Source organism: Musicola keenii (assembly GCF_014855505.1).
In the GTDB taxonomy this organism is placed as follows: domain Bacteria; phylum Pseudomonadota; class Gammaproteobacteria; order Enterobacterales; family Enterobacteriaceae; genus Musicola; species Musicola paradisiaca.
Window position 1 is genome coordinate 77286 of the sequence record NZ_JAAWVW010000013.1, and the last position, 12449, is coordinate 89734.

At 52.9% G+C, this 12449-nt stretch carries 14 protein-coding genes; all 14 read right to left on the bottom strand.

Annotation, left to right across the window (positions count from 1 at the left end; translation table 11 throughout):
• Window positions 1-9 precede the first annotated feature (9 nt).
• The 14 genes from ptsG to yceD all read right to left on the bottom strand — a co-directional run bounded on the left by ptsG (window position 10) and on the right by yceD (window position 12347).
• On the bottom strand, window positions 10-1443 hold the full coding sequence (ptsG, locus tag HEP82_RS14100) for a PTS glucose transporter subunit IIBC (protein ID WP_192458660.1): 1434 nt from the start codon (window positions 1441-1443) through the stop codon (window positions 10-12).
• A gap of 314 nt (window positions 1444-1757) precedes the next feature.
• A complete protein-coding gene (locus HEP82_RS14105) occupies window positions 1758-2555 on the bottom strand; it encodes a metal-dependent hydrolase (protein WP_192458661.1) in 798 nt (265 codons plus the stop codon).
• 15 nt (window positions 2556-2570) lie between these two features.
• Window positions 2571-3581: a DNA polymerase III subunit delta' gene (gene holB / locus HEP82_RS14110; protein WP_192458662.1), complete on the bottom strand. Its 1011-nt coding sequence runs from the start codon at window positions 3579-3581 to the stop codon at window positions 2571-2573.
• Window positions 3581-4234 (bottom strand): dTMP kinase, encoded by a 654-nt coding sequence (gene tmk, locus HEP82_RS14115; RefSeq protein ID WP_192458663.1) that lies wholly within the window; start codon window positions 4232-4234, stop codon window positions 3581-3583. Before tmk ends, holB begins: the two co-directional genes overlap by 1 nt.
• Complete coding sequence (mltG, locus tag HEP82_RS14120; RefSeq protein WP_192458664.1) at window positions 4224-5255, bottom strand: endolytic transglycosylase MltG; 1032 nt, start codon at window positions 5253-5255, stop codon at window positions 4224-4226. The genes tmk and mltG overlap by 11 nt, the downstream gene beginning before the upstream one ends.
• Window positions 5256-5261: 6 nt before the next feature.
• On the bottom strand, window positions 5262-6065 hold the full coding sequence (gene pabC, locus HEP82_RS14125) for an aminodeoxychorismate lyase (protein ID WP_192458665.1): 804 nt from the start codon (window positions 6063-6065) through the stop codon (window positions 5262-5264).
• A gap of 127 nt (window positions 6066-6192) precedes the next feature.
• Entirely contained in the window at window positions 6193-7434 is a 1242-nt protein-coding gene (gene fabF, locus HEP82_RS14130) for a beta-ketoacyl-ACP synthase II (RefSeq protein WP_192458666.1), read from the bottom strand.
• Between the two features lie 84 nt (window positions 7435-7518).
• Window positions 7519-7755 carry an acyl carrier protein gene (gene acpP, locus HEP82_RS14135; RefSeq protein ID WP_012765204.1) on the bottom strand — a complete coding sequence of 79 codons (237 nt, stop codon included), beginning with the start codon at window positions 7753-7755 and terminating at the stop codon, window positions 7519-7521.
• 155 nt (window positions 7756-7910) lie between these two features.
• Window positions 7911-8645 carry a 3-oxoacyl-ACP reductase FabG gene (fabG, locus tag HEP82_RS14140; protein ID WP_192458667.1) on the bottom strand — a complete coding sequence of 245 codons (735 nt, stop codon included), beginning with the start codon at window positions 8643-8645 and terminating at the stop codon, window positions 7911-7913.
• Between the two features lie 13 nt (window positions 8646-8658).
• Entirely contained in the window at window positions 8659-9588 is a 930-nt protein-coding gene (gene fabD / locus HEP82_RS14145) for an ACP S-malonyltransferase (RefSeq protein ID WP_192458668.1), read from the bottom strand.
• Window positions 9589-9607: 19 nt separating this feature from the next.
• Window positions 9608-10558: a beta-ketoacyl-ACP synthase III gene (locus HEP82_RS14150; RefSeq protein WP_192458669.1), complete on the bottom strand. Its 951-nt coding sequence runs from the start codon at window positions 10556-10558 to the stop codon at window positions 9608-9610.
• 6 nt (window positions 10559-10564) lie between these two features.
• Window positions 10565-11611, bottom strand: coding sequence for a phosphate acyltransferase PlsX (plsX, locus tag HEP82_RS14155; protein WP_192458670.1), 1047 nt, complete (start codon window positions 11609-11611; stop codon window positions 10565-10567).
• A 27-nt stretch (window positions 11612-11638) separates the two neighbouring features.
• Window positions 11639-11809, bottom strand: coding sequence for a 50S ribosomal protein L32 (gene rpmF / locus HEP82_RS14160; protein WP_012765199.1), 171 nt, complete (start codon window positions 11807-11809; stop codon window positions 11639-11641).
• Between the two features lie 16 nt (window positions 11810-11825).
• The gene (gene yceD / locus HEP82_RS14165) at window positions 11826-12347 is read right to left on the bottom strand and encodes a 23S rRNA accumulation protein YceD (RefSeq protein WP_192458671.1); all 522 of its coding nucleotides are present in this window, start codon (window positions 12345-12347) and stop codon (window positions 11826-11828) included.
• Window positions 12348-12449: the final 102 nt, after the last annotated feature.

A 12449-nucleotide genomic window follows, 5' to 3' on the forward strand; every position in this document is an offset into this window, starting at 1 on the left:
GCGATATCGTCAATGATTGCGGATATAGTCATCCATGTCGGTTTTCAGGTTGTCGGACTTGGTGCCGAAGATAGCCTGAACACCAGAACCCGCGACAACCACACCGGCTGCGCCCAATTTTTTCAGGCCGACCTGATCCACTTTGGCAACATCGCCGACGCTGACGCGCAGACGGGTGATGCAGGCATCCAGGTCGGTGATGTTCTCTTTACCGCCGAAAGCAGAAACCAACGCGGCGGCCATTTCCGTATTGCCTTCGGCTGACTGTTCGGTAGCAGACTCTTCACGACCCGGCGTTTTTAGATCCAATTTGACGATCAGCACGCGGAAAACGGTGTAATACAGCGCGGCATAGCACAAGCCCACAATCGGGAACAACCACAGTTTGCTGCCGTTGCCGCTCAATACGATAAAGTCGATCAACCCGTGCGAGAAACTGGTACCGTCGCGCATGCCAAGCAGAATACAGATCGGGAAAGCCAGACCTGCCATGACCGCGTGGATAGCGTACAGAATCGGTGCGACAAACAGGAAAGAGAATTCAATCGGTTCAGTGATACCGGTCAGGAACGATGTCAACGCCGCGGAGATCATGATACCCCCGACTTTAGCGCGGTTTTCCGGTTTAGCGGAGTGCCAGATAGCAATAGCGGCAGCCGGCAGACCGTACATTTTGAACAAGAATCCACCGGACAGTTTGCCCGCCGTCGGGTCGCCCGCCATATAGCGAGGAATGTCGCCATGGAACACCTGGCCCGCCGCGTTGGTAAACTCGCCGATCTGCATCTGGAAGGGGACGTTCCAGATATGGTGCAAACCAAACGGCACTAGGCTGCGTTCAACGATACCGTAGACCCCGAAGGCAACGACCGGGTTTTGATACGCCGCCCATTGAGAAAACGTTTGGATAACCGTACCAACCGGCGGCCAGACGAAAGACAGCACCAGCGCGGTCAGAATGGCAGCCAAACCGGATATAATCGGGACAAAACGCTTACCGGCGAAGAAACCGAGATACTCCGGCAACTGGATGCGGTAGAAGCGGTTAAACATGTAAGCGGCGATCGCACCGGCGATAATGCCACCCAGTACGCCGGTATCGGCCATGTGATTGGCCGCGATATCTGCCGGCGACATGTGCAGTACCAGCGGCGCAACTACAGCCATGGTTTTCACCATGATGCCGTAGGCGACAACCGCAGCCAGGGCGGAAACGCCATCGTTATTGGTAAAACCAAGCGCCACGCCGATCGCGAAGATCAACGGCATATTGGCAAATACCGAATCGCCCGCCTGTGCCATAACGCTGGATACAACAGCAGGCAACCAACCAAAGTTGGCCGATCCGACGCCCAGCAGAATGCCTGCGATAGGCAGTACGGAGACCGGCAGCATTAGCGATTTACCTACTTTCTGTAGGTTTGCAAATGCATTCTTGAACATATAAAGAGTGCTCCTGAGTAATAGTGCTTGAAGTTCTTTCTGATACATCACTGGAAGGAGGGGAGATTGTCCTTCACGCCATTGGATGCTATTAACATCCTTTTAATTTTTACGCAGAGTAAAATAAATGAGCCGACTAATGTTTGATAGCAATCACGTTTCAAACCAAGAATGCTAAGCACCCACATCACATACACGATACTTTGTGATCCATCGCCAAAAAAAACCTGTTGCTTCCAGTTTTTATCCTGAAAACAGCAGGCGATCTCATTGATTAATTACGAGGCTCAAAAAAACCCGGCTATTCTTCACCACTATCGGGACAGGGTCAACCGTGCCGAGTCGATGTGAAAAAGACGGGCGAAATTCTCGGTTGTTGCGGCTGCCAGCGTTTCAAGACTGACCTGTTTGAGAACGGATAAATATTCGGCGACATCGCGCACATAAGCCGGTTGATTTTCCTTGCCGCGATGCGGAACTGGCGCCAGCCAGGGGGAATCGGTTTCAATTAACAGACGGTCAAGCGGTACATAACGCGCCACATCGCGCAGCGCCTCAGCGTTGCGAAAAGTGACGATACCGGAAAAGGAAATGTAGAACCCCATATCCAGTAATACTTCAGCCGTAGCACGATCTTCGGTGAAGCAATGCAGCACGCCGCCACACTCCTCAGCCAGCTCTTCTTTCAGGATCGCTAACGTATCCTCGCGGGCTGAGCGGGTATGTACGATAACCGGCTTGTTCAATTCACGACCGATTTGAATATGCGCACGAAAAGATGCCTGCTGGCGGGCGATCGTCTCTTGCTGGTAGTAATAATCCAGCCCGGTCTCCCCCAGTGCGACTACCGACGGCGCCGCCGCCAGCGCGCGCAACTCAGCAAAATCATAAGGTTCATCCTGATTGAGCGGGTGAACGCCGCAGGAAAAAGCCACATCTTCGCGCTCGCCAATAAGGTCGGTCATACCGCGAAATCCGGACAACGTCGTGGCGACGGCCAAAATAAAACCGACATCGCGCTGACGGGCTTTGGCCAGTACATCGGCCACATTCTGGTGCAAAGACTGATAATCCAGCCCATCAAGATGACAATGGGAATCGACTAGCAACATAACAATTTCCGGTATTTAAACAGAGAAAGGATGAGGATGAAGCTGCGCGCCGGACGACACTATTTTTTCCCAGTCCAGCAACAGTTCCGTTAACAGCAATTCGCGATTAACCCCCGTGATCGAGAGCAACTGATGCCGGCATTGCAGCCCGCGGCGAGCGCTTTGTTGCAGCTTATCATCGCCAAACGCAGCCAATTGCCGAACCAACTCAAGTTGATCCTGATTGACCCGTGCCGCGCCCGCCTGATGACGGAGCTTCAGCGCATCAAGGAACAACGTCGCGACCCAGTACAAGCGAGCGTCGGCATCTTCATGGCTAAACGTCGATAACATCGATAACCAATCTCCTGACGACAATGCCTGCAGCATCCCCTGGCACACAGTCTGGCGCGCTTGCCACCGGGTAGGTTGCAGCAACGTTTCCGCCGCCAGTGGCGCGCCGCCGTACAATCGCAATGCGGTGCTCATAACGGCGTTATCATACTGACCACGACCTTGCAGCCACTGCGCCCCCTGTGATTCAGCCGGAGCCGCCAAATGATGGTGCAGGCAGCGGCTACGCAGAGTTGCCAGTAATCTGCCAGGCTCACGGCAAGCCAGCAAAAAATAGGTTTGCTCAGGCGGCTCCTCCAACGTTTTCAGCAGCGCATTAGCTGCGGCCTCCGTCAATGTCTCCGCCTGGGGGATCCATACCACCTTTGCCCCACCCTGCCTTGAACGCTGATGAACGTGCTCCAGCACTTCACGTACCAGGTCGATACCCAACGCGAGTTTCCCTTTTTCCGGCATCAGCACATACCAGTCCGGGTGGGTGCCGGCGCTCATCAGCGCACAGGAGTGACATGTTCCGCAGCTTTTGATGCCATCCGGTTGCCGGCACAGTAGCCAACGGCCGAAGGCATACGCCAGCGAGGCTTCGCCCATGCCGTCTATGGCATGCAGCAATATCGCATGGTGCCCGCGTCCGGCCTGATGCCATGACAGCAATTGCCGGTAGGGCCCGTTAAGCCACGGATACCATTCCATCAGCCGTTGACCTCTCGCACCAACCCTAAAGCAGTCAGCCAGTTTCCCAGAGCCTGATGAATCGACATGCTGACCTGGTCTATGGCACGGGAAGCATCAATAGTCACAATCGAGTTATCACTGGCTGCCAGTTGTTGATAGCGCGCTCGAGTACGTTCGAAAAACGTCAGCGATTCCTGCTCGATGCGATCAAGTTCGCCGCGCTGACGAGCGCGCTGCAACCCCAGTGCCGGCGGCAAGTCGAGATAGAGCGTCAGATCCGGTCGAAAATCCCCTAATACAATATCCCGGAGCGACGATAACAGGCGGGCATCAATCCCTCGGCCGCCGCCCTGATAGGCCTGAGAGGACAGATCGTGACGATCCCCCACGACCCAGGATCCCCGCGCCAGAGCGGGTTTGATGACATTCTCAACCAACTGTACGCGGGCGGCATACAACATCAGCAATTCAGCCTTGTCGGTCAGCGGTTCGCCGTCAACGCCCTGTTTTATCAACTCACGCAGTTTTTCAGCCACCGGTGTACCGCCAGGCTCGCGGGTGAAAACCACATCCCGAATGCCGAACGCCGCCAATCCATCCACCACCACCGTGCGAGCGCTGGTTTTCCCCGCGCCCTCAAGCCCTTCGATAACGATAAATTTACTGTTCATGTTTCTCTTTTCCGGCGGCTGCCTGTGTGGAGCGGTACTCCTTCACGGCGCGATTATGATCATTGAGGTTGGTCGTAAATTTGTGGCCGCCTTTCCCATCTGCAACAAAATAGAGGTAATCGGTTTTGGCCGGATGCGCTGCAGCCTCCAGTGACGCCTTACCCGGCATGGCGATCGGCGTCGGCGGCAAACCGGCGATCACATAAGTATTGTAAGGTGATGCGGCCTCCAGCGCACTGCGTGTGATAACACCGGAATAGCTATCACCCATACCGTAGATGACCGTCGGATCCGTCTGGAGCTTCATGCCGGCTCGTAGTCGATTGATAAATACCGATGCCACCAATGGCCTCTCATCGCTAACGGCGGTTTCCTTTTCAATCAGGGACGCCATAATCAGCAACTCATCTGCGGTCTGATAAGGTAATCCCTCGTCTCGCCCTTGCCAGACATCATTAACCATTTTTTCCATGCGCTGGTGGGCACGTTGCAAGATGGCCTTATCACTCATTCCGGCGGTGTGCAGGTACGTATCGGGGTAAAACCAACCCTCAGGATTGTTCTTGTCTTTTAATCCAAGCGATTCGGCAACGTCCTGCGGTGTCTTGCCATCCAGCGTGTGTTTTAGATATGGCGCGGTACGGAGTATTTCCATCCAGTCTCGCAGGCGCGAACCTTCGACGAAACGCAGGGGAAACTGCGCCTCTTTGCCGCTCGCCAAAAGTGCCAGCATTTCCCGAACCTTCATACCCGGCATGAAACGATAGGTACCTGCTTTGAACGACGCTAACTCCGGTTCCAGATAAAACAGCCAGGGCAACCACTGACCACGAGTGATCACGTGCTGTTCAGTCAACAGTTTTTCCAAACTCTCCCGCCCGGTACCGGCAGGGAGCGTAAATAGAGTTTCCTGCCCGATAGCCAGAGGCGACTCGGCAAACTGCTGCAACTGTTTCCACAGGCTGAACAGGATGACTGCCAGCAGCGCGACGACCAGCGCACCTATTTTCATCTTCTTCATAAAACGCTACGACTCACATTGAGGGCTCAAGAAATCAAACAACTCTCTTGAGCGATAATGCCAGGTATGGGCCTGATTGACGGGAATGACCGGCATCAGCGCGTTGCAGATCAAAACCTCATCCGCGTCCGCCAATACGTCCAGCGGCGCCGTGACTTCCTGCACCCGGAGATCCGTCGATGCCAGCACTGCCATGATGTGTTGCCGGGCCACGCCATTCACGCCCGAGAGCGAAAGATCCGGCGTGAAAACGCGACGTCCTTTCCGCCAGAACAGATTGGCGGCACAGCATTCCACCAGCGCCCCGGAAGTGTCAAGCACCAGTGCCTCATCAGCGCCGGACTGTTCGAGATCCATGCGAATAAACACCTGTTCCAGCCGGTTCAGATGCTTTATGCCAGCCAATAACGCGCTTTGGGCCAATGTCACCGAACTGAGCGACAAGCGGATACCCTCCTGACGCCAACGGGCATAATGCGCCGGATAAGCCGTTTGCATCACAACCCGTACCGACGCATGACATCCGGCAGGACTATACCCTCGCCCGCCTTGTCCCCGGGTGAGAATAACCTTGACTACACCCTTTTCTTGTCCCGCTGCCGCCTGCGCCATCTCTCGTTGCAGAAGCAACCAGTCAATCTCGGGTAAACGTAACCGTTCAGCGGCCTGCTGCAATCGTTGAAGATGGCGCTCCAGCCAGATAATCCGGCCATTCGATACTCTGGCCGTTGTAAAGCAGCCATCGCCGAACTGTGCGCTGCGATCCAGCACAGACAGCGCTTGTTCCTGAACTCCGTCAATCCACCACATACGCTATCTCCTTTATCCGCCAGCTAGCCTGTCAGCTCGCCATACCATCAGCAACCAGTAACGTCCTATTTTATACAGACAAAAAAAAGCCCGGCAGAACCGGGCTCTTGAAACGCAACATATCGCATCAGACTTTACGGAATATCACTGAACCGTTGGTCCCGCCGAAACCGAAGGAGTTACACAAGGTGTACTCCATACCGGAAACCTGACGGGCTTCATGAGGCACGAAGTCCAGATCACACCCTTCATCCGGGTTATCCAGGTTAATCGTGGGTGGAACCGCCTGATCGCGCAGCGCTAGAATGCTGAAAATAGACTCTACCGCACCGGCTGCGCCTAACAAGTGCCCCGTCATAGACTTGGTAGAACTGACCAGCACACGAGAAGCATCCGCGCCGAAGACCGATTTCACCGCCTGGGTTTCAGCCTTATCCCCTGCTGATGTCGATGTACCATGCGCATTGATATAGCCTATCTGCGCCGCAGAGATCCCTGCGTCACGCAGTGCATTCTCCATCGCCAGCGCTGCGCCGGCGCCATTCTCCGGCGGAGACGTCATATGATAAGCATCGCTGCTCATCCCAAAGCCGACGATCTCGGCATAAATTTTTGCACCGCGTTTCTTGGCATGCTCATACTCTTCCAATACCAGAATGCCTGCGCCATCACCCAATACGAACCCATCGCGATCTTTATCCCACGGACGGCTGGCTGCCTGAGGGTTGTCATTGCGGGTTGAAAGCGCACGTGCCGCGCCGAAACCGCCTACACCCAGCGGTGTACTGGCCTTCTCTGCGCCGCCGGCCAACATCACATCGGCGTCATTGTACGCAATGATACGTGCGGCATGACCGATATTGTGAACACCAGAGGTACAGGCTGTGGCGATCGAAATGCTCGGGCCACGCAAGCCGAATAGGATCGTCAGATGCCCTGCGACCATGTTTACAATCGTAGAAGGCACAAAAAACGGGCTGATTTTTCGCGGACCACCATGAACTAACGCCCCGTGATTTTCCTCGATCAGACCCAAACCGCCAATTCCGGAACCGATAGCCGCCCCGATACGAGGAGCATTCGATTCTGTCACCTCAAGACCAGAGTCCCGCATGGCCTGAATGCCGGCTGCAATTCCATATTGAATAAAGGCGTCCATCTTGCGGGCTTCTTTACGCGAGATGAAGTCTTCACTATTAAAGTCCTTTACTAAGCCAGCAAAACGCGTTGCATAGGCACTAGTATCAAAATGGTCAATCAAGCTGATACCACTCTGACCGGCAAGGAGTGCATTCCAGGTGGATTCCACCATGTTGCCGACAGGGGATAACATGCCCAGACCAGTCACAACTACTCGACGCTTAGACACGCTGATCCTCCAGGGAGGGAAATAGATGATACTGAGGTATTAAAGAAAACTTAGGCGGTCGAATGACCGCCTAGATATGTTCGATTACTGCTGATTAGCCTGAATAAAATCGATAGCTGCCTGAACAGTAGTGATTTTCTCAGCTTCTTCGTCTGGAATCTCGGTATCGAACTCTTCTTCCAGTGCCATTACCAGCTCAACAGTGTCAAGAGAATCAGCGCCCAGGTCATCAACGAAAGATGCGTTGTTTACCACTTCTTCCGGTTTAACACCCAACTGCTCAACGATGATTTTCTTAACGCGTTCTTCGATAGTGCTCATACTCTTAAATTTCCTATCAAAACTCGCTTTCGCGACGGTTTTCGTAGTGTATAAAATGTTGAAAAAGATGCAACAAAATCAAGACTGGTCGAACCAAGATTTTGTGCTTTTTTGCAGTTTTCGCTGCAAATTAACGCAAATTACCGTGGTACTCGTCAGATCATATACATGCCACCATTGACATGCAATGTCTCGCCGGTAATGTAGCCAGCCTCGTCAGAGGCCAGGAACGCCACAGCACTGGCGATTTCTTTGGCATCACCCAGGCGATTGGCAGGAACATCCGCCAAAATGCCCGCACGTTGTTCGTCTGTCAATGCTCGGGTCATATCGGTTTCAATAAAACCAGGAGCGACCACATTTACGGTAATTCCACGCGAGGCCACTTCATATGCCAGGGATTTACTGAATCCAACCAGACCAGCCTTCGCTGCCGCATAGTTAGCTTGCCCTGCATTCCCACGTGTACCGATGACGGACCCAACGGTGATGATGCGGCCAAAACGTTTCTTCATCATGGCGCGCAATACGGCTTTGGAGAGACGGAATACTGAACTTAAGTTCGTTTCCAGCACCTCTTTCCATTCTTCATCTTTCATGCGAATCAACAGGTTATCGCGAGTAATGCCAGCATTATTAACCAGAATGTCGATGTCACCGAATTCTTTCTGAATAGCGGATAAAACCTGTTCGACTGACGTCACGTCTGTGACGTTCAGCATATATCCTTTGCCTTTCTCTCCCAGCCAGCCGCTGATTTCCGCAGCGCCTTTCTCGCTGGTGGCCGTACCAATTACTGTTGCACCGCGGGAAACTAGCGTTTCTGCAATAGCACGACCAATACCACGACTCGCCCCAGTCACCAGAGCAATTTTTCCTTCAAAACTCATTATCTTCACCGTTTTACTGTTCAAGCGCTGTTGATAAAGAAGCGGGATCGTTAATCGCCGTAGCAGTCAGACTGTCAACGATACGTTTTGTCAGTCCTGTCAGTACCTTACCAGGACCAACCTCAATCAGGTGCTCTACGCCCTGGGATGCCATGAACTCAACACACCCAGTCCAGCGAACCGGATTATGCAGTTGTCGAACCAAAGCGCTACGGATCGCTTCCGGCGTGGTTTCCGTACGAACATCCACATTGTTGACCACTGGGATCTGCGGGACATTAAACGTAATGACCTTCAATGCCTCTTCTAGCCTGCGGGCCGCCGGTTCCATCAATGCACAATGGGAGGGCACACTGACAGGCAGCGGCAACGCTCGCTTGGCACCTGCCGCTTTACAAGCAGCACCAGCACGCTCAACAGCCGCTTTATCCCCGGCGATCACAACTTGTCCAGGAGAATTGAAGTTTACCGGAGAAACAACCTGCCCTTGCGCCGTTTCGGCACAAGCTTTGGTAATGGCGTCATTATCAAGGCCGATGATGGCATACATAGCCCCTGTTCCTTCCGGTACCGCTTCCTGCATCAGCCTACCGCGCAATTCAACCAAACTGACAGCTTGTTTGAAATCCAGCACCCCGGCACAAACCAGAGCCGAATACTCTCCGAGACTATGGCCTGACAGCAGAGCTGGACGCCCGCCCCCTTGCTGTTGCCACACTCGCCAAATCGCAACTGAGGCGGTCAACAGCGCAGGTTGGGTCTGCCAAGTTTTGTTCAGTTCTTCAGCCGGCCCCTGTTGGGACAGTTGCCAAAGGTCATACCCCAGCACGGAAGAGGCTTCATCAAAAGTTTCTTTGACCAGCGGAAACTTCTCGGCCAATTCAGCCAACATGCCTACAGACTGAGAGCCTTGTCCGGGAAATACCATTGCAAATTGCGTCATATCAAAACGTCCTGATTAATCAAAAACGAACCAGAGCAGAACCCCAGGTGAACCCGCCACCAAAAGCTTCCAGCAGAATCAACTGACCACGTTTAATACGCCCGTCGCGAACGGCCTCATCCAGCGCAGAAGGCACAGATGCTGCAGACGTGTTGCCATGACGATCCAGCGTCACGACAACCTTATCCAGTCCCATGCCTAACTTCTTGGCTGTTGCACTGATGATACGGAGGTTCGCCTGATGAGGAACCAGCCAGTCAAGCTGATTTTTTGCGAAACCGGATGCATCCAGCGTTTCTTCTACAATATGAGCAAGCTCTGTTACCGCGACTTTAAACACTTCATTGCCAGCCATCGTCAGATATGCTGGCTCTGATTTACGGCGATCCTGATGCGGAAGAGCAAGCAATTCGCCATAACGCCCGTTAGCATGCAAGTGGGTAGTGATAATACCGGGTTCTTCCGAACGCCCCAGAAGAACAGCACCCGCACCATCACCAAACAAAATAATCGTGCCACGATCGTTTGGATCCAACGATCTGGATAACGCATCAGAGCCGATGACCAGAGCATAATCCACTGCCCCGCTCTTCACGTACTGATCAGCGACACCCAAAGCGTAAGTGAAACCCGCACACGCAGCGGCCAGATCGAAAGCGATCGTATCGTCGATATCCAGCATATGCTGAATCTGGCAGGCAGAACTGGGAAACGCATGCGATGAAGAGGTAGTTGCAACAATCAACAAGCCAATTCGGTTCTTATCGATTCCCGCCATATCAAGCGCTTGCTTTGCAGCAAGACAACCCATCGTGGCGACATTCTCGTCTGGCGCAGCAATACGACGCTCACGGATACCGGTACGTGTGACAATCCATTCGTCCGACGTATCCACCATCTTCTCTAAATCAGCGTTCGTCCTGATTTGTGCGGGTAAATAACTTCCCGTTCCGATAATTTTTGTATACATGTACGCTCAGTCACTCTTAGGTAATACAGTCTTTAGCCGAGCCGCAATCCGTTCTGGAAGCTGCCGCTGCACTGCCTGCATTGCCTGTTCAATAGCTACCGCAAACGCATTTTGGTTCGCGGCACCGTGGCTTTTGATTACAGTTCCACGTAATCCTAACAGACATGCGCCATTATAGTGGTCAGGGTTCAGGTGCCCAAAACGTCGAACCAGTCGTCTTTGTAACCAACGGGCCAACCATTTTAACCACCAGGGTTGCCGATTTCGTTCTCCTACGCCACCGCTCCCTTCTTTCAGAAGAGACAGGAACATCCTCACCACACCTTCCATAGTCTTCAATGTGACATTACCCACAAAGCCGTCACAGACCATCACATCCGTTTTTCCGGTCAGCAATTCATTGCCTTCAAGATAACCGATGTAGTTAATCGAAGGCGTAATCTTTAATCGCGCGGCGGCATCCCGAATGCTATCAACGCCTTTGCTTTCTTCTTCGCCGATGTTTAAAAGCGCTACGCGAGGATTACTCACGCCCAACACCTCTTCCGCCATCACCGCGCCCATAACCGCGAACTGTACTAACATTGCACCATCACATGCGACATTGGCGCCAAGATCCAATACTACCGTCCGGCCGTGTTTTTGATGCGGAAGCATCGAGACCAAAGCAGGCCGATCAATTCCCTCGATCGGCCTTAACAATAATTTCGCCAGCCCCATCAGGGCACCCGTATTCCCCGCACTTACACATGCCTGAGCTCGACCTTCTTTTATCAACTCCAATGCGACTCGCATGGATGTTCCCCGACTGGCGCGAATAGCCTGAGATGGGCGAGCATCATTGGCAATGACTGATTCGGCCGACACGATTTCTAGACGGGAGAGCAACGAAGAATCGACTTTGGTAAGTAATGGAGCAAGCGCAGAAGGATCGCCAACCAGCAACAACTGGAGGCTTGGATGAGAAGACAGTGCCTGCAATGCAGCAGGCACTGTGACGCAGGGTCCGAAGTCCCCGCCCATCGCATCTAACGCCAGAGTTAGGCGCGTCAAAGTATTTCCTTGCTGAAATGGCAGGAATTACTTAGCGATCACCTTACGACCGCGGTAGTAACCATCCGCAGTGACGTGGTGACGCAGATGAGTTTCACCAGAAACTTTATCTACAGATACAGCTGAGGTGGTCAGAGCATCGTGAGCACGACGCATACCACGTTTGGAACGGCTGGGTTTATTCTGTTGTACGGCCATGGACCTTACTCCTTAATTACTTACGCTTTAAACTGGCTAACACGGCAAATGGATTCGGTTTTTCCGCCTCAGCGGGTAATTCACCGAACACCATCTCCGTTTCGGACACTTCACAGTGTTCAGAATCATGCACCGGTGCGATAGGCAAAGAAAGGATGATTTCATCTTCGATCATTGCCAGCAAATCAACCTCTCCGAACTCATCGACTTCGATTGGTTCATACGTTTCCGGCAAAGCTTCGGCCTGTTCGTCACTGGTGACCGGGCTAAAACAGAACGTGGTGTGGACCTGATGTTCGAAAGGCTTGCCACAGCGCTGGCACAGCAAAGTCACCTTGACATCAGCATGCCCGTTGATAACGGCCAATCGCTGGCTATCAATACTGAATGACAACACTGCGTCAACATCGCTATCCACACTAACCACCGATTCGGCAACACGCATCAACTGTTCAGCGGCATAGATACCAACATAATCTAAACGCTTTTGAGCAGTGCGAACCGCATCAAGGGTTAAGGGTAATTTTACCTTTTGCATAGGGCGCGCATATTAACGTCGTAACGACACAGAGTCAAAGAAAAAGGTGGTGATAAACACTTTCACCGGAATTCGCTTACAGAGCGGCGCACAGTTTAAAAT

What these genes read in the sequence shown, in the direction of transcription:
- ptsG (WP_192458660.1), bottom strand. Translation starts at nt 1,443, where the DNA reads ATGTTCAAGAATGCATTTGCAAACCTACAGAAAGTAGGTAAATCGCTA.
- HEP82_RS14105 (WP_192458661.1), bottom strand. Translation starts at nt 2,555, where the DNA reads ATGTTGCTAGTCGATTCCCATTGTCATCTTGATGGGCTGGATTATCAG.
- holB (WP_192458662.1), bottom strand. Translation starts at nt 3,581, where the DNA reads ATGGAATGGTATCCGTGGCTTAACGGGCCCTACCGGCAATTGCTGTCA.
- tmk (WP_192458663.1), bottom strand. Translation starts at nt 4,234, where the DNA reads ATGAACAGTAAATTTATCGTTATCGAAGGGCTTGAGGGCGCGGGGAAA.
- mltG (WP_192458664.1), bottom strand. Translation starts at nt 5,255, where the DNA reads ATGAAGAAGATGAAAATAGGTGCGCTGGTCGTCGCGCTGCTGGCAGTC.
- pabC (WP_192458665.1), bottom strand. Translation starts at nt 6,065, where the DNA reads ATGTGGTGGATTGACGGAGTTCAGGAACAAGCGCTGTCTGTGCTGGAT.
- acpP (WP_012765204.1), bottom strand. Translation starts at nt 7,755, where the DNA reads ATGAGCACTATCGAAGAACGCGTTAAGAAAATCATCGTTGAGCAGTTG.
- fabG (WP_192458667.1), bottom strand. Translation starts at nt 8,645, where the DNA reads ATGAGTTTTGAAGGAAAAATTGCTCTGGTGACTGGGGCGAGTCGTGGT.
- fabD (WP_192458668.1), bottom strand. Translation starts at nt 9,588, where the DNA reads ATGACGCAATTTGCAATGGTATTTCCCGGACAAGGCTCTCAGTCTGTA.
- HEP82_RS14150 (WP_192458669.1), bottom strand. Translation starts at nt 10,558, where the DNA reads ATGTATACAAAAATTATCGGAACGGGAAGTTATTTACCCGCACAAATC.
- rpmF (WP_012765199.1), bottom strand. Translation starts at nt 11,809, where the DNA reads ATGGCCGTACAACAGAATAAACCCAGCCGTTCCAAACGTGGTATGCGT.
- yceD (WP_192458671.1), bottom strand. Translation starts at nt 12,347, where the DNA reads ATGCAAAAGGTAAAATTACCCTTAACCCTTGATGCGGTTCGCACTGCT.